At 66.4% G+C, this 15,374-nt stretch carries 16 protein-coding genes; 10 read left to right on the forward strand and 6 right to left on the reverse strand.

The window, feature by feature from the left end; translation table 11 throughout:
* Positions 1-28: 28 nt before the first annotated feature.
* Both argF and V6V88_RS08200 read right to left on the reverse strand, forming a co-directional pair.
* Positions 29-970, reverse strand: a complete 942-nt coding sequence (gene argF, locus V6V88_RS08195) for an ornithine carbamoyltransferase (RefSeq protein WP_338618764.1) — start codon at positions 968-970, stop codon at positions 29-31.
* Positions 971-1,026: 56 nt separating this feature from the next.
* The gene (locus tag V6V88_RS08200; RefSeq protein ID WP_338618765.1) at positions 1,027-2,208 is read right to left on the reverse strand and encodes an aspartate aminotransferase family protein; all 1,182 of its coding nucleotides are present in this window, start codon (positions 2,206-2,208) and stop codon (positions 1,027-1,029) included.
* Positions 2,209-2,388: 180 nt separating this feature from the next.
* On the opposite strand from V6V88_RS08200, the gene V6V88_RS08205 reads away from it, so the two are divergent.
* A complete protein-coding gene (locus tag V6V88_RS08205; RefSeq protein WP_013392635.1) occupies positions 2,389-2,679 on the forward strand; it encodes a DUF3579 domain-containing protein in 291 nt (96 codons plus the stop codon).
* A 122-nt stretch (positions 2,680-2,801) separates the two neighbouring features.
* On the opposite strand, the gene V6V88_RS08210 is transcribed toward V6V88_RS08205, so the two are convergent.
* From V6V88_RS08210 to V6V88_RS08220, 3 genes are all read right to left on the reverse strand, one after another.
* Positions 2,802-4,079, reverse strand: coding sequence for a TRAP transporter large permease (locus tag V6V88_RS08210; protein WP_062838431.1), 1,278 nt, complete (start codon positions 4,077-4,079; stop codon positions 2,802-2,804).
* A 36-nt stretch (positions 4,080-4,115) separates the two neighbouring features.
* Positions 4,116-4,616 (reverse strand): TRAP transporter small permease, encoded by a 501-nt coding sequence (locus V6V88_RS08215; RefSeq protein WP_056320109.1) that lies wholly within the window; start codon positions 4,614-4,616, stop codon positions 4,116-4,118.
* Positions 4,617-4,719: 103 nt separating this feature from the next.
* A complete protein-coding gene (locus V6V88_RS08220) occupies positions 4,720-5,694 on the reverse strand; it encodes a TRAP transporter substrate-binding protein (RefSeq protein WP_062838430.1) in 975 nt (324 codons plus the stop codon).
* A 102-nt stretch (positions 5,695-5,796) separates the two neighbouring features.
* On the opposite strand from V6V88_RS08220, the gene V6V88_RS08225 reads away from it, so the two are divergent.
* From V6V88_RS08225 to V6V88_RS08265, 9 genes are all read left to right on the forward strand, one after another.
* Positions 5,797-8,328, forward strand: a complete 2,532-nt coding sequence (locus V6V88_RS08225; protein WP_081100833.1) for an FtsX-like permease family protein — start codon at positions 5,797-5,799, stop codon at positions 8,326-8,328.
* Positions 8,328-8,750, forward strand: coding sequence for a group II truncated hemoglobin (locus tag V6V88_RS08230; protein WP_081100832.1), 423 nt, complete (start codon positions 8,328-8,330; stop codon positions 8,748-8,750). The genes V6V88_RS08225 and V6V88_RS08230 overlap by 1 nt, the downstream gene beginning before the upstream one ends.
* Positions 8,740-9,471 (forward strand): 3-deoxy-D-manno-octulosonic acid kinase, encoded by a 732-nt coding sequence (locus V6V88_RS08235; RefSeq protein WP_062838428.1) that lies wholly within the window; start codon positions 8,740-8,742, stop codon positions 9,469-9,471. The genes V6V88_RS08230 and V6V88_RS08235 overlap by 11 nt, the downstream gene beginning before the upstream one ends.
* A gap of 145 nt (positions 9,472-9,616) precedes the next feature.
* Positions 9,617-10,720, forward strand: coding sequence for a polyamine ABC transporter substrate-binding protein (locus tag V6V88_RS08240; protein ID WP_056320119.1), 1,104 nt, complete (start codon positions 9,617-9,619; stop codon positions 10,718-10,720).
* A 5-nt stretch (positions 10,721-10,725) separates the two neighbouring features.
* Positions 10,726-11,853, forward strand: coding sequence for a polyamine ABC transporter ATP-binding protein (potA, locus tag V6V88_RS08245; protein ID WP_056320123.1), 1,128 nt, complete (start codon positions 10,726-10,728; stop codon positions 11,851-11,853).
* Entirely contained in the window at positions 11,850-12,761 is a 912-nt protein-coding gene (locus V6V88_RS08250) for an ABC transporter permease subunit (RefSeq protein WP_062838427.1), read from the forward strand. Before potA ends, V6V88_RS08250 begins: the two co-directional genes overlap by 4 nt.
* Positions 12,758-13,567, forward strand: coding sequence for an ABC transporter permease subunit (locus V6V88_RS08255; RefSeq protein WP_062838426.1), 810 nt, complete (start codon positions 12,758-12,760; stop codon positions 13,565-13,567). Before V6V88_RS08250 ends, V6V88_RS08255 begins: the two co-directional genes overlap by 4 nt.
* On the forward strand, positions 13,564-13,920 hold the full coding sequence (locus tag V6V88_RS08260) for a Spx/MgsR family RNA polymerase-binding regulatory protein (RefSeq protein WP_062838425.1): 357 nt from the start codon (positions 13,564-13,566) through the stop codon (positions 13,918-13,920). Before V6V88_RS08255 ends, V6V88_RS08260 begins: the two co-directional genes overlap by 4 nt.
* The gene (locus V6V88_RS08265; RefSeq protein ID WP_280003687.1) at positions 13,889-14,635 is read left to right on the forward strand and encodes a DNA-3-methyladenine glycosylase; all 747 of its coding nucleotides are present in this window, start codon (positions 13,889-13,891) and stop codon (positions 14,633-14,635) included. Before V6V88_RS08260 ends, V6V88_RS08265 begins: the two co-directional genes overlap by 32 nt.
* On the opposite strand, the gene V6V88_RS08270 is transcribed toward V6V88_RS08265, so the two are convergent.
* Positions 14,632-15,348 carry a PhoP regulatory network YrbL family protein gene (locus V6V88_RS08270; protein ID WP_280003686.1) on the reverse strand — a complete coding sequence of 239 codons (717 nt, stop codon included), beginning with the start codon at positions 15,346-15,348 and terminating at the stop codon, positions 14,632-14,634. The genes V6V88_RS08265 and V6V88_RS08270 overlap by 4 nt on opposite strands.
* Between the last annotated feature and the right edge of the window lie 26 nt (positions 15,349-15,374).

The following is a 15,374-nucleotide window of genomic DNA, read 5'->3' on the forward strand; positions in this document are numbered from 1 at the left end:
CGGGCCCCTTTTTACCTGCGGGAGGGCGTCAGTCGACCTGACCCAGCAGCAGGAATTCCATCAGCGCCTTCTGCGCGTGCAGGCGGTTCTCGGCCTCGTCCCAGACCACGCTCTGCGGGCCGTCAATGACTTCGCCGGTCACTTCCTCGCCGCGATGGGCGGGCAGGCAGTGCATGAAGACGGCCTGCGGGTCGGCGGCGGCCATCATTTCGGCATCCACGCACCAGTCGGCAAACGCGGCGCGGCGCTCTTCGTTTTCGGCTTCGTAGCCCATGCTGGTCCAGACGTCGGTCGTGACCAGGTGCGCGCCCTTGCACGCCTCCATGGGATCCTTGAACTGGCGCAGCACCTTGTCGGGCGGCGTGCCGATGCGGGCGGATTCAAGTTCGTAGCCGGCCGGCGTGGACACGTGCAGCGTGAAGCCCAGCATTTCGGCCGCCTGCAGCCACGTGTAGGCCATGTTGTTGGCGTCGCCCACCCAGGCGACCGTCTTGCCGGCAATGGGGCCGCGGTGCTCGATGTAGGTGAAGATGTCGGCCAGGATCTGGCAGGGGTGGAATTCGTTGGTCAGGCCGTTGATCACGGGCACGCGCGAATGCGACGCGAAGCGCTCGATGCGGGTCTGCTCGAACGTGCGGATCATGACGATGTCGACCATGCGCGAGATCACGCGCGCGGTGTCCTCGATGGGCTCGGAGCGGCCGAGCTGCGAGTCGTTGGACGTCAGGTTGATCACCGAACCGCCCATCTGGTACATGCCGGCCTCGAACGACACGCGGGTACGCGTGCTGGCCTTTTCGAACACCATTGCCAGCGTGCGGTCGTGCAGCGGCATGTGGGGCTCATAGCGTTTGAACTTTTCCTTGATCAGGCGCGCGCGTTCCAGCACGTAGGCGATCTCGGCGGACGAGAAGTCCTTGAACTGCAGGAAGTGCCGCAGCGGGCCGTTTTGAGTCGTGGGAGGAGTCATGTTGATGTCGCAGGTCATTGGGCCCGGCCAGGCTCGTGGCCCGGCAGGGACGTTGATTATGGTTTTTCGGCCAGGAACTGTTGGATGAGCGGAACCAGGAGGGCGACGATTTGGTCGGCCTCTTCCCGGGTCAGGATCAGCGGCGGCAGCATGCGGATGACGCGGTCGCGCGTGACGTTGATGAGCAGGCCCGCTTCCAGGGCGCGTAGCGCCAGGACGCCGCAGGGGCGGGCCAGTTCGATGCCCAGCATGAGGCCGCGGCCGCGGATGTCGGCCACGCCGGGCGTGCCGGCCAGCGCGCCGGCCAGGCGGTCTTTCAGGTATTTGCCCACGGCATGGGCGTTTTCAAGCAGGTTTTCGGATTCCAGCGCATCGAGCACCGCGAGGCCCGCGGCGCACACCAGCGGCCCGCCGCCGAACGTGGTGCCGTGGCTGCCCGGCGTGAAGACGCCCGCGGCGGGGCCTGCCGCCAGCATCGCGCCGATGGGCACGCCACCCGCCAGCCCCTTGGCCAGCGTCATGACATCGGGACGGATATCGGCCCATTGGTGCGCGAACCACTTGCCGGTGCGTCCGATGCCGGACTGCACTTCGTCGATCATCAGCAGCCAGCCGCGTTCGGTGCACAACTGGCGCAGCGCCTGCAGGTAGGCGATGTCGGACGGGCGGATGCCGCCTTCGCCCTGCAGGACTTCCAGAAGCACCGCAGTGGTGCGGGGCTCGGCATCGCCCGCGGCGCGCACCGCGTCCAGGTTGTTGTACGGCACCTGGATGAAGCCGCTGGGCAGGGGTTCGAAGCCCTTGCGCGCCTTGTCGCTGCCGGTGGCCGCCAGCGTGGCCAGCGTGCGGCCATGCCAGGACGAATCCATCGTGATGATGTAGGCGTGCTTGTTGCCGCGCTGGTACGCGTAGTAGCGGGCGAGCTTGATGGCCGCTTCGTTGGCTTCGGAGCCGCTGTTGTTGAACGCGACTTCCTGCATGCCGGCCAGCGCCGTCAGCCGGGCGGCCAGCGCAGTCTGCTGGGGGATTTCGTAGATGTTGGAGGTATGGATGACCCGGGCGGCCTGCTCGGTGATGGCGGCGACCAGCTTGGGATGGGCATGGCCCAGGCACGAGACGCCGATGCCGGCCAGGGCATCCAGGTACTTTCGGCCGTCCGCGTCCCACAACCAGACACCCTGGCCGTGCGTGAACGATACCGGCAGCCGGGCGTAGATATTGGCCAGAGGCGAGCTCATCGCGGATCCTCCTGGGGGAATGGCATCGACAGCGTGCCCGCTTCCAAGGGGCGAATCGGGGGCGAATCGCGATTTGAAAGAGGGCAAAGGATCAATCATATACAATTCGCGGCGCGGCACGCATGTTTGATCACGCCGAAGATCCGGCTTTCGTGAAAGGCGTCCCGCAGTGAAGAACACATGGCAACTCGCGTCAGACAATTCGTAATTCATGGCGTTACCGAAAGCGGTAGCCGCTTCCGCCCCAGCGATTGGGCGGAACGGCTCGCCGGCGTAATGGCACAGTTCCGGCCGGCCGGCTGTGCTGGTAACCACCTCACTTATTCGCCTTATGTGCTGCCCGTCGTGATCGATGGCGTGCGCGGGATCGTGGTCGACCTGCGCCTGCGCGACCTGGAGCCGCTGGCCTACAAGTTCGTGGTGGACTTCGCCCGCGACAACAACCTCAAGACGGAAGAACGCGAAATCTAGGCCCCCAGAACGAAAAAGCGCCCCAACCGGGCGCTTTTCTCATTCTGCGGCCCTGCACGCCCATCGGGCGGGCCGGGCGCCACCCCCCGCGCGGGCGCTTGGCCCGCACGGCGGCAGGCAGATCACTTGGCGTACACCAGGTCGCGCAGTCCCAGCGTCAGGCCTGGCCAATAGGTGATGACGATCAGGCACAGGATTACGACGCCGACGAAGGGCACCAGCGGCTTGACGATACGCTCGAGCGGCAGCTTGGCCACCGCGCAGGCCGCGAACAGGTTCACGCCGAACGGCGGGGTGATCATGCCCAGCGCCAGGTTGACCACCATGATGATGCCGAAGTGCACCGGGTCCACGCCGAACTGCAGCGCCACCGGCAGCAGCAGCGGGGCCAGCACCACGATCGATGCCGAGGTCTCGATGAACATGCCGATCACGAACAGCGCGGCGTTCACGCCCATCAGGAAACCCAGCTTTGTGTCGAAAATCTGGGCGAGCCACGTGCCCAGCGCGTCCGGAATGCCGGCGCGGTTGAGCAGGAAGCTGAACAGGCCGGCGTTGGCGATCACGAACATGATGACCGCGGTCGACACGACCGACTTGTGCAGCGTGGCGGACAACTGGCGGAACGTGAGGCGGCGGTAGATGACCTTGCCCACGAAGACGGCGTACATCACGGCCACCACCGAGGCCTCGGTCGGCGTGAAGATGCCGCCGTAGATGCCGCCCAGGATGATGACGGGCATCAGCAGCGCCAGCCACGCGCGCTTGAACGACGGCCAAAGCGGCAGCCGGCCTTCGCCGTCGCGCTTGCCCAGGTTGTTGCGCTTGGCGTAGAGCCAGACGTAGAACATCAGCGCCACCCCGATCAGGATGCCGGGCATGACGCCGGCGATGAACAGCTCGCCGGTGGACGTGTCGGTGGACACGGCAAACAGGATCATCGGGATCGACGGCGGAATGATGACGCCGAGTTCCGCCGCGCTGGCCTGTAACGACGCCGCAAAGGGGGCGGGATAGCCGTGCCGGATCATCGCGGGGATCAGGATCGCGCCGACCGCGAAGGTGGTGGCCACGCTGGAGCCGGCGACCGCCGCGAAGATCATGCAGGTCAGCACGCAGGTGCAGGCCAGGCCGCCCTGGATGCCGCCCACCACGCTCTTGGCGAATTCCACCATGCGTTCGGAGATGCCGCCGGCTTCCATCAGGTTGCCGGCCAGGATGAAGAAGGGGATGGCCACGAGCGGATACTTGTCCAGCGCGGCGAACAACTGCTGCGCGACGACCAGCCAGGGCATGCCCGCGGCGCCGACGCCCGCCAGGCTGGCCAGCCCGATCGACACGGCGACCGGCACGGACAGCCCGAAGAAAATCAGCATCGAGACAATCATTAATTGGGACATGGCGATATCTGCTGCTCAGGTTCGATAAGGGGCGGCTCAGCCTTGCGCGTCGTTGCGCACGGGCACGTCTTCTTCGTCGCCGGCGCACCAGCGGGCCAGCACGGCGATGGCCGCCAGCGTGGCGCCCACGGGGATCGCCAGGTATATCCAGGAAATCGAGATGTCCAGGCTCGGCACGTTCTGGAATCGCACGCGGTAGGTCATATTGCCGCCGATCCAGGCCAGAAAGCCGAGAAAACCGGCGCAGATGAGGCCGATGATGGCTTCCAATACCCGGCGCCGCTTGCCGCCCAGCATGTTGCGCAGCAGTTCCACGCTGATCATGGCGCCGTGACGAAAGGCCAGGGCCACGCCCAGCAGCACGGTCCAGATGAGAAGCGCGCGGGTGAGGACCTCGCTCCAGTCGGCGGGCGAATGCAGCACGAACCGGGCGATGACCTGATAGAACGCGGCCGCTGCGGCGGCGACCAAGAGGAGTTGGGCGAATGCCGAGACCAGCTTGAACAGGCCGCGGTCGAAGGCGCAGAGCAAACGCATGGTGAATTCCGTTGGCGAAAGTCGCGAAAAAAATAGGGCGGGCGCGCGGCGAAAGCCGGCCCCGCCGCCAGGCGAGCGGCCCCGCCACGGGGGCCGCGCCGGCTTACTTGGTGTCGCGGATCGCGTCGATCAGCTTCTTGTCGAACTTCTTGTAGTACTCGGGGTAGGCGGGTTCCACGGCGGCGGCGAAGGCGGCGCGGTCCACTTCGGTGACTTGCATGCCTTCCTTCTTCAACTGCTCGACGCCCGTCTTCTCGATGTTGTCGACGTAGGCGCGCATGGCCTGGGCCGATTCCTTGCCGGCCTTGTCGAAGTTGGCCTTGTCGGCGGCCGACAGGCCTTCATAGACGTTGGCCGACATCAGCACCAGGGCCGGGCCGTACACGTGGCCGGTCAGGGACAGGTACTTCTGCATCTGCGACAGCTTGGCCGACGTGATCACGGACAGCGGGTTTTCCTGGCCGTCGATGGTGCCCTGCTGAAGGGCGGTGGCCACTTCGGGCCACGCCATCGGCGTGGGCAGGATGCCGATCTGGCGGAAGGCGGTGATGTGGATCGGGTTTTCCGTGGTGCGGATCTTCAGGCCCTTGGCATCCGCCGGGGTCTTGACCGGACGCACGTTGTTGGTCAGGTGGCGAAAGCCCTGTTCGCCCCAGGCCAGCGCCACGATGCCGCGGCTGGGGAACTTGGCCAGCATGTCCTGGCCGATCTTGCTGTCGAGCACGGCACGGGCGTGCGGCAGGTCGCGCAAGAGGAAGGGAATATCGAAAACGCCGGTTTCGGGAACAAAATTGAGGGTTGCACCGGTCGAAACGATCGCGAGATCGATGGTGCCGATCTGCAGGCCCTCGATGACTTCGCGTTCGCCGCCCAGCGCGCTGTTGGCGAATTGCTGGACCTTGAACTTGCCGTTGGAAGAGGCCTCGATGGACTTGGCCATCGCGTCGGCGCCGGCGCCGTAGTGCGACGAGGTCGACAGGGCGTAGGCCATCTTCAGGGTGGTCTGTGCCGCCGAGGGCAGGGATGTGGCGGCCGCGCAGGCGGCCAGAATCGTGGCCGCAAGCCAGGATTTACGCATTGTCTTCTCCGGAATTGGTTATCTTTAGGGGCGGCTTTGCCTCCCGCCCCGGGATGATATCGGGAATCAGATCGCTTTCTTACCGTTGGCTAACATAGTTGAATGATGGATTTCCCTGATATGTCACAGGCCAAGCGCCCCGGTTTCTGGTCCACCCTGCGCCTGGGCGCCCGGATGATGATGCGCGATGCGCGTGCCGGCGAACTGCGCCTCCTGGTGCTGGCCCTGGTCGTGGCAGTGGCGGCGGTCACCAGCGTGGGCTTTCTGGCGGACCGCGTCGGCCGCGCGCTGGAACGCGACGCCGGCCAGATGCTGGGCGCCGATCTGGTGCTGGACGCCGACGAGCCCGTGCCGGCCGCCTTCAAGGATCAGGCGCGCGAGCGCGGCCTCACCGTGTCCAGCACGTGGCAGTTTCCTTCCATGGTGGGCGCCGGCGACGGCGCTCAGCTTGCCGCCCTGAAGGCCGTGGAACCCGGGTACCCGCTGCGCGGGGCGCTGCGGGTGGCGGATGCGCCGTTCGCGCCCGACGCGCCCACGCGCGACGTGCCGCCCGAAGGCGCGGTGTGGGTCGACGCGCAGCTGCTGGCCCTGCTGAACCTGAAGGTGGGCGACATGCTCAATGTGGGCGACGCCCACCTGCGCATCGACCGCGTCATCACCTATGAACCGGACAAGGGCATGCAGTTCGTCAACGTCGCGCCGCGCGTGCTTCTGCGCGCCAGCGACCTGCCGGCCACCGGCCTGATCGCGCCGGGCAGCCGCATCGGGTATGCCATGCTGATCGCCGGCCAGCCCGACGCCGTGGCCGGGTATTCCGCCTGGCTGAACCAGAACCTCAAGCGCGGCCAGAAGATCGCCACGCTGGAGTCGGGCCGCCCCGAAGTGCGCCGCACGCTGGACCGCGCGCAGCGTTTCCTGTCGCTGGTGGCGCTGCTGGCGGTGCTGATCTCGGCCGTGGCCGTGGCGCTGGCGGCGGGCCGCTACATGACGCGGCACCGCGACGGCATTGCGGTCATGCGCTGCCTGGGCGCCGTGCAGTCGCAGGTCGCGCGGATGCTGACGCTGGAATTCACACTGGTTGGTCTGTTCTCGTCCGCGGCCGGCTGCCTGCTGGGCTTTGGCGTGCACCAGGTGCTGGTGATGCTGCTGGGGTCGCTGATCGACACCACGCTGCCGGCGCCGTCGGCCATTCCGGCGCTGCAGGGCCTGTTGACCGGGCTGCTGCTGCTCTTGGGCTTTGCGCTGCCCGCGCTGGCGCAGCTTCGGCACGTGCCGCCCGCCCGCGTCCTGCGGCGCGACGCGGACACGATCAGCGCCCGCAGCGCCTTCGGTTACGTGCTGGGCGCGGCGGGGTTCGCGCTCCTGATCTGGTGGTTCGCGGGCGACGCCAAGCTGGGCGGCGTGGTGGCGGGCGGCTTCCTGGGGGCCTTCGGCGTGTTCGCCCTGGTGGCCTGGCTGTGCATCCTGGGGCTGGCGCGGGTGCGCCGCCTGGCGGCCGGGTTTCCCGCGCTGCGCTTTGCGCTGGCGGGCGTGGTGCGCCGCCGGGCGGCCACGATCACGCAGGTCTGCGCGCTGGCTGTCGGGTTGATGGCGCTGCTGCTGCTGACCATGACCCGCACCGATCTGATCCAGGGGTGGCAGCGCACCATGCCGCCGGACGCGCCCAACCGGTTCCTGATCAACGTGCAGCCAGACCAGCGCCAGGCCGTGACCGATGCGCTGACGCGCGAAGGGCTGGGCCGCATCACGTTATCGCCGATGGTGCGTGGCCGGCTGATCGCGGTCAACGGCAAGCCGGTGGGACCGGACGACTACGAAGAACCGCGCGCCAAGCGCCTGGTGGACCGCGAATTCAACCTGTCCTATGGCGACGAGCTGCCGTCTTCCAACCGCATCGAGCAGGGCCGCTGGCTGGCGCCGGGCTCGGCCGAGGTCTCGCTGGAGGCGGGGCTGGCGCAGTCCCTGCGAATCGGGCTGGGCGACAAGATGACGTTCGACGTGGCCGGCCAGCAGGTCGAAGTGGCCGTCTCGAGCATCCGGCGGGTGGATTGGGATACGATGCGCGTCAATTTTTTCGCCATCCTGACCCCCGCCGCTCTGGCCGACATGCCTCAAAGCTGGATCACGTCCTTTTACCTGCCGCCTGACAAGGCGGCGGTGCTGCCCGCGCTGGTGCGGGAGTTTCCGAACCTGACGGTGTTCGACGTGGGCGCCATCCTGCAGCAGTTGCAATCCGTGCTGAATGAAGTGGGCCGCGCGGTGCAGCTCCTGTTCCTGTTCACCCTGGCCGCCGGCGTGCTGGTGCTGTCCGCGGCGCTGACCGCGACGCGCGACGAGCGCATGCGCGAGGCGGCGGTGCTGCGCGCGCTCGGCGCCACGCGCCGTCAGCTTGCTCGTTCCCAGCGCATCGAGCTGTGGGCGGTGGGCGGGCTGGCCGGCCTTTTGGCGGCGGCTGGCGCCACGGCGATCGCTTGGGTTTTGTCAACGCAGGTGTTCGACTTCACCATTACCCTCAGCCTCTGGCCATGGCTCGCCGGCATCGGCGCCGGCATGCTGGGCGCCTGGGCGGGCGGCGCGCTTGCCCTGCGCGGCGTGCTGCGCACGCCGCCGCTCGTCACCCTTCGAGAAACCTGATGACGTCCCGCGTCCACACCATTACAGAACCCGTGGAAAATTCCCGCACCATGTTTGACCTTCTTGGCGGCGAAGCCGGCGTGCGCGCCCTCGTCGACCGTTTCTATGACCTGATGGACATGGAGCCCGACCTCAAGGAACTGCGCGCCGCCCACGGCCCCAGCCTGGACGAGGCGCGCGACAAGCTCTTCTGGTTCCTGTGCGGATACTTCGGCGGGCCCGACCACTACATCGAACGCTTTGGCCATCCCCGCCTGCGGGCGCGCCACCTGCCGTTTTCCATCGGCGAGGTCGAGCGCGACCAATGGGTGGCCTGCATCGGACGCGCGATGGAAGACGAGGGCATCGAGCCCGTCCTGATCGAGCGGCTGCTCGAATCGTTCTACGGCGTTGCCGACTGGATGCGCAATCGTGCAGGGTGACGATCGATCCGGCGCGCGGCGCACCGCCTGGGATGGTCCGCTAGCCGGGGCCATGCTCAGCGACGCGCGGCGCGTGGCCGACGCGGGGCCGGAAATCTTCAATCCCGCGCATTACGGCGACCGGGCGCGGCCCGTGGACGCCGGCGGACGTCAGGCCGCGTGGTTCGTGGAGGGGCAGGGCTGGCAGGGCGTGCTTCGGCGCTACCGCCGCGGCGGCATGATCGCCCGCATCAGCCGCGACGCGTATCTGTGGAACGGCGAGTCGCGCACCCGAAGCTTCCGCGAATACCGCCTGCTGGCCGCGCTGCGCGCGCAAGGGCTGCCGGTGCCCGCCCCGCTGGCGGCCGCCTACTGGCGCCAGGGCCCGATCTACCGCGCGGCCATCGTGGTCGAACGCATCCCGGGCGTGCGGCCCTTGGCGCAAGCGCTGACCGAACCGTTATGGCAGCCGGTGGCCGACGCCATCGTCCGCATGCACCGGGCGGGCGTCTGGCACGCCGACCTGAACGCCTTCAACATCCTCATTGGCAACGACGGCCGGGTCTGGCTCATCGACTTCGACCGCGGCACACAGGGCGCGCTGTCCGAGCGTCAGCGCCAGGCCAATCTGGACCGGCTGCGCCGGTCGCTGCGCAAGGTGGCTGGCGAGGCCGGCGACCGTTTCTGGATGCGCCTGCGCGACAGTTACTGGACGGCCTGGGGCATCGGCATCCAGCCCTGACCGCCGGCCCGCCGGCGCGTGGCCGCCACGGGGGCAATTGCGCCAATTACCCCCCAAAGTTGGGCAGGTCAGCGCTAAAAGGCTTTATCATTTCGCCTTTTGGTACTCCTGTCATAAACGGCATAGAGCAAGGGGGCTGGACATAATGGAACTGAAGGCGGGAATGCGCTGGGCGCTCGGCGCGGTGCTGGCTGCGGCAGCTACATCGGCGGCGGTGGCGCAGAACAAGGTCGTCAACGTCTACAACTGGGCCGAATACACGGCCCCTGACACGATCCCGGGTTTCGAGAAGGAAACCGGCATCAAGGTCCGCTATGACGTCTATGACAGCAACGACGCCTTGCAGGCCAAGCTGCTGGCCGGCAAGTCGGGTTACGACGTCGTTGTCCCGTCCACTCATTACGCCTCGCGCCAGATCGAAGCCGGCCTCTTCCAGAAACTGGACAAGTCCAAGATCCCCAACTGGAAGTACCTGGATCCGGAAATCATGGCGCTGGTTGCCACGGTCGATCCCGGCAACGAACACGCCATTCCGTGGGGCTACGGCACCAACGGCCTGGGCTACAACGTCACCAAGGTCAAGCAGATCATGGGCGACGACGTGGACCTGGCCAGCTGGGACATGATCTTCAAGCCCGAGAACGCCGCCAAGCTCAAGGAGTGCGGCATCTCGATGCTGGACGAAGCCGCGCAGGTCTTCCCGGCCGTGCTCAAGTACCTGGGCAAAGACCCCAACAGCACCAACGCCGCCGACTACCAGGCCGCGATGGAAGTGCTGAAGAAGATCCGCCCGTACATCCGCCAGTTCAGTTCGTCGGGCTACATCGACGAGCTGGCCGTGGGCGACCTGTGCATGGTCTACGGCTTTTCCGGCGACGTCATGATCGCCCGCAAGCGCGCGCAGGACGCCAAGAAGCCCTATGAAGTGAACTACTTCATTCCCAAGGGCGGCGCGCCGGCATGGTTCGACCTGATGGTCATCCCCAAGGATGCGCCGCATCCCGAAGAGGCGCTGGCCTTCATCAACTACATCGAAACGCCGAAGGTCCATGCGGCCATCACCAACACCATGTTCTATCCCAACGCCAACAAAGAGGCGCGGCAGTACGTGAACAAGGATGTGGCTGAGAATCCCATGATCTACCCGCCCGCCGAGGTCTCCAAGACCCTGTACGTGATCAAGGCGCTGCCCTTGAACATTTCACGTCTGCAGAACAAGTTGTGGTCCGAGCTGAAGTTGGGAAATTAGTCATCATGAACGATAGCCGTTACTCGGCGCAGCACGCGGCGGACCCGGACGAGTTCGTCCGGGTCTCCGACGTGGTAAAGATCTTTGGCGACGTGGTGGCCGTACGCTCGGTCAACCTGTCCGTCAAGCGCAATGAAATCTTCGCGCTGCTGGGCAGCTCGGGCAGCGGCAAGTCCACCTTGCTGCGCATGCTGGCGGGCTTCGAGGAAGCCACCTCGGGCCAGATCCTGCTGGACGGCGAGGACATCACCAGCGTGCCGCCGTACCGCCGGCCCGTGAACATGATGTTCCAGTCGTACGCGCTCTTCCCGCACATGACGGTCGAGGCCAACGTGGCCTTTGGCCTGAAGCAGGAAGGCGTGGACCGCGCGGAAATCCATGACCGCGTGTTCGAGGCCCTGGACCTGGTGCAGATGGCGGGCTATTCGCGCCGCAAGCCCAACCAGCTCTCGGGCGGGCAGCAGCAGCGCGTGGCGCTGGCGCGCAGCCTGGTCAAGCGTCCTAAACTGCTGCTGCTGGACGAGCCCATGTCGGCGCTGGACAAGCAGATCCGCCAGAAGACGCAGATCGAACTCGTGAAGATCCTGGAGCAGGTCGGCGTGACCTGCATCATGGTCACCCACGACCAGGAAGAAGCCATGACCATGGCGCACCGCCTGGCCGTCATGACCGAAGGCCAGATCGTCCAGTGCGGCACGCCCCAGGACGTCTACGCGTTCCCGAACTCGCGCTTTGTCGCCAGCTTCATCGGGTCGACCAACATGTTCACCGGCACCATCGTGGTCGACGAGCCCGACCACGTCGCCATCGAATGCGCCGAGCTGACCCGGCCGCTTTACGTGAACCACGGCGTGAGCGAGCCGCTGGGCATGGAAGTGCACGTGTCCATCCGCCCCGAGCGCCTCTTGGTGTCGCGCGAGCAGCCCGATGGCGACTACAACTGGGCGCACGGCATGGTCAGCCACATGGCCTGGATGGGCAGCTACGCCCTCTATCAGATCCGCCTGGATTCCGGCAAGACGGTCGAGGCCAGCGTGCCCAGCCGGCTCCTTGCCCAGATGGATGCGCCGGGCATCGACGAAGAAATCTTCGTCAGCTGGGACGCCGACAGCGCGACGGTGCTTGCGTCATGATCCGTTTTTCGCCCCGCGACTGGCTGCCGTCGGGCCGGGCACTGGCGGTGGTGCCGCCGTTCGCCTGGCTGGTGCTGTTTCTGCTGGTGCCGTTCCTGCTGGTGCTGAAGATCAGCTTTGCCGAAATGAAGTTCGGCATCCCGCCGTATACGTCGCTGGCGCAGTTCCAGGACGAGGCGATCCAGTTCAGCCTGCACCTGCGCGGCTACATCTTGCTGTTCACGGAAAATCAGTATTTCCGCACATACCTCAGCTCGGTCAAGATCGCCGGCATCACCACGTTGGTCTGCGTGCTGATCGGCTATCCCATCGCGTACTACATTGCCCGTTCGTCGGCGCGCGTGCGCAACCTGCTGCTGCTGGCGGTAATCCTGCCGTTCTGGACCTCGCTGCTGCTGCGCGTGTATGCCTGGGTGGGCATCCTGCGCAACGACGGCCTGCTCAACAACCTGCTGCAGAGCCTGGGCCTGATCTCCAGTCCGCTCGAGATCTACCGCACCGACCTGGCCGTGTACATCGGCATGGTCTACGCCTATCTGCCGTTTTTCATCCTGCCGCTGTACGCGACGCTGGTGAAGATGGACCTGCGCCTCCTGGAGGCCGCCTATGACCTGGGCGCCAAACCCTGGCAGGCGTTCTGGCAGATCACGGTCCCGATGTCGCGCCAGGGCGTGATCGCGGGCGCCATGCTCGTTTTCATCCCGGCCGTCGGCGAATACGTGATCCCGGAAATGCTGGGCGGGGCCAACACGCTGATGATCGGCCGTGTGATGTGGAATGAATTCTTCAACAACGCCGACTGGCCGATGGCGTCGGCCGTGACGTGCGTGATGGTGTTGCTGCTGCTCGTGCCGCTGGTGTACTTCCAGTACAGCCAGGTCAAGCAGCAGGGGGGAGGCCGCAAATGAACGGTCCGAACAAGACGCTGCGCGCCGTGGTGCTGGGGCTGGGCTACTTCTTTCTGTACGTGCCCATCATCAGCCTGATGGTGTTTTCGTTCAACGAGTCGCCGTCCGTCACGTCGTGGACGGGGTTTTCGCTGCGCTGGTATCACTCGCTGGCCAACGACGACGCGCTGTTGCGCGCCGCCTGGCTGTCTTTCCGCATTGCCGTGCTGACGGCCACCGCAGCGGTCATCATCGGCACCTGGGCCGGCTACGTGCTGGGCCGCATGGGGCGCTTTCGGGGCTTTGCCCTCTACGTCGGCATGCTGAGTGCGCCGCTGGTGATCCCCGAGGTCGTGCTGGGCATCTCGCTGCTTCTGATGTTCGTCGAAGTGCGCGGCGCGCTGGGCTGGCCCGAGCAGAACGGCATGTTCACGATCTGGGTGGGGCACGTGACGCTGTGCATGGCGTTCGTGGCCGTCGTCATCCAGACCCGCATCCGCGACCTGGACCGCTCGCTGGAAGAGGCCGCGCTGGATCTGGGCGCCACCCCGATCACGGTGTTCTTCAAGATCACGCTGCCGCTCATCGCGCCCGCGCTGGCGTCGGCCTGGCTGCTCGCCTTCACGCTGTCGCTGGACGACGTCGTCATCGCGTCGTTCCTGTCCGGCCCCGGTTCCAGCACGCTGCCCATGGAGGTCTTCTCCCGGGTGCGGCTGGGCCTGAAGCCCGAGATCAACGCGCTGGCCACCCTGTTCATCCTGGCGGTGGGCACGTGCGTGATCCTCGCCAACCGCATGCAATGGCGCAAGGAGTCCGAATCCAAATGACGCAAACCACCCTGTATGGCCTGACCAAATGCAGCACGTGCGTGAAGGCGCGCGACTGGCTCACCGAGCACGACGTCGACCACGCCTTCGTGGACTATCGCGACAATCCGGTGGCGGCCGCGACGCTCAAATCCTGGGCCGAGCAGGTCGGCGGCTGGGAAAAGCTGGTCAACCGCGCCTCGATGACGTGGCGCAATTTGCCCGAAGACCGCAAGACCGCGCACACCGACGCCCAGTGGACCAAGCTGATCGCCGAATACCCGGCGCTGGTGCGCCGTCCGGTGACGGTCACGCCGGATGGCGAGGTGAGTGTTGGCTTCAGTGAAAAGCGCTACGGCGAGCGTTTCGCCTGAGGCCAGGGGCGGGCCCGGCCGGGCCCTGCCGGACGCCTTCTTCGACCGCGATGCGGCCCAGCTGGCGCGCGAGTTGCCCGGCAAGGTGATCCGCCACCGGGTCGGCGGCCTGTGGCTGTCGGCCCGCATCATCGAGACCGAGGCCTACTATCTGGAAGAGCGGGGCAGCCATGCCTCGCTGGGCTACACCCACAAGCGCCGCGCCCTGTTCATGGACGGCGGCACCATCTACATGTATTACGCCCGCGGGGGCGATTCGCTGAACTTCAGCGCCGGCGGCCCCGGCAACGCGGTGCTGATCAAGTCCGCCTATCCGTGGACCGACGCGCTGTCCGGCCCGGAAGCCCTGGACCGGATGCGCGAGCTCAACCCCGATGCGCAAGGACGGCCCCGGGCGCTGGGCGCGCTTTGCGCGGGGCAGACCCTGCTGTGCCGGTCGCTGGGCCTGAAAGTGCCCGAGTGGGATGCGCGCCGCTTCGATCCCGAGGCCCTGTACGTCGAAGACGTGGGCGAGTCCCCGCCGTATCTGATCTGCACCACGCGCCTGGGCATCCCCACGGGGCGCGACGAGCACCTGAGCTACCGGTTCGTGGATCCGGCCTACGCCGCCTTCTGCACGCGCAACCCGCTGCGGCGCGGCCAGCGCGCGGGACAGGACTATGTGTGGGTGGACCGGCAGGGCATCGTGCTGCCCGAGGCGCCGGCCGGCGGTTAGATGCCGGCTTCGCGGACGCGCCGGGCAAGCGATTCGCGCAGTTCGGCGTACTTGCGCTGCAGGCGCCGGCGGTTCAGGCGCTTGCTCCATGCATACAGCGGAATCAGCGGCAGCACGCCGAAGCCGTCGATCAGGTACAGCCCCTTCTTGCCGTCGGCGTTCAGGCCCACCGCGATGTTGCTGCTGGACATGTCATGCACCACCACGTGCGCGTCAGCCAGGTCGTCGAAGAATTCGTCCAGCTGCGCCCGCAGGGCCTCGTCAAACTGACCCTTCATCGCAAGTTCGGTCAAGGTAGGCGCCATGTTGCCCGCCTCGTCCGTGATCTTTTCGACAACCAGTCCCAGCCCAAGCGAGGTCTGCGCCACACCGAAAATGCGCGCCATGGGCACCTGCCACACGCCGGAGGGGCGAGTCGTGGTGGTGACGTATTCCGAGATCTCGTTCAGGTAGACGCGATAGGCGCTTTCGCGCTGATATTGCTTGTACCAGCGTTTGAACGGCCGGGCTTCCAGGTAGATCGCCCGCGCGCGCATGTCCATGACCTTGACGAGCAGGGACGGGGAATGCGGGTGCTGGAAAATGTGCCGGTCCCCGCCGGTCGCGAGCGGCGTGGCCGTATCCAGGTTCAGCGGTCCGAACACGGATTGATATGACACGGGAGGCGTGCTGGCGGGGCGGTCGGCAGAGTTCAAAGAAGCGGGGCGATTCATTCGGATGGCCGCCAGTTTAATCCGGT

The sequence above is a fragment of the Achromobacter sp. E1 genome (assembly GCF_037039475.1).
Taxonomy (GTDB): domain Bacteria; phylum Pseudomonadota; class Gammaproteobacteria; order Burkholderiales; family Burkholderiaceae_B; genus Achromobacter; species Achromobacter mucicolens.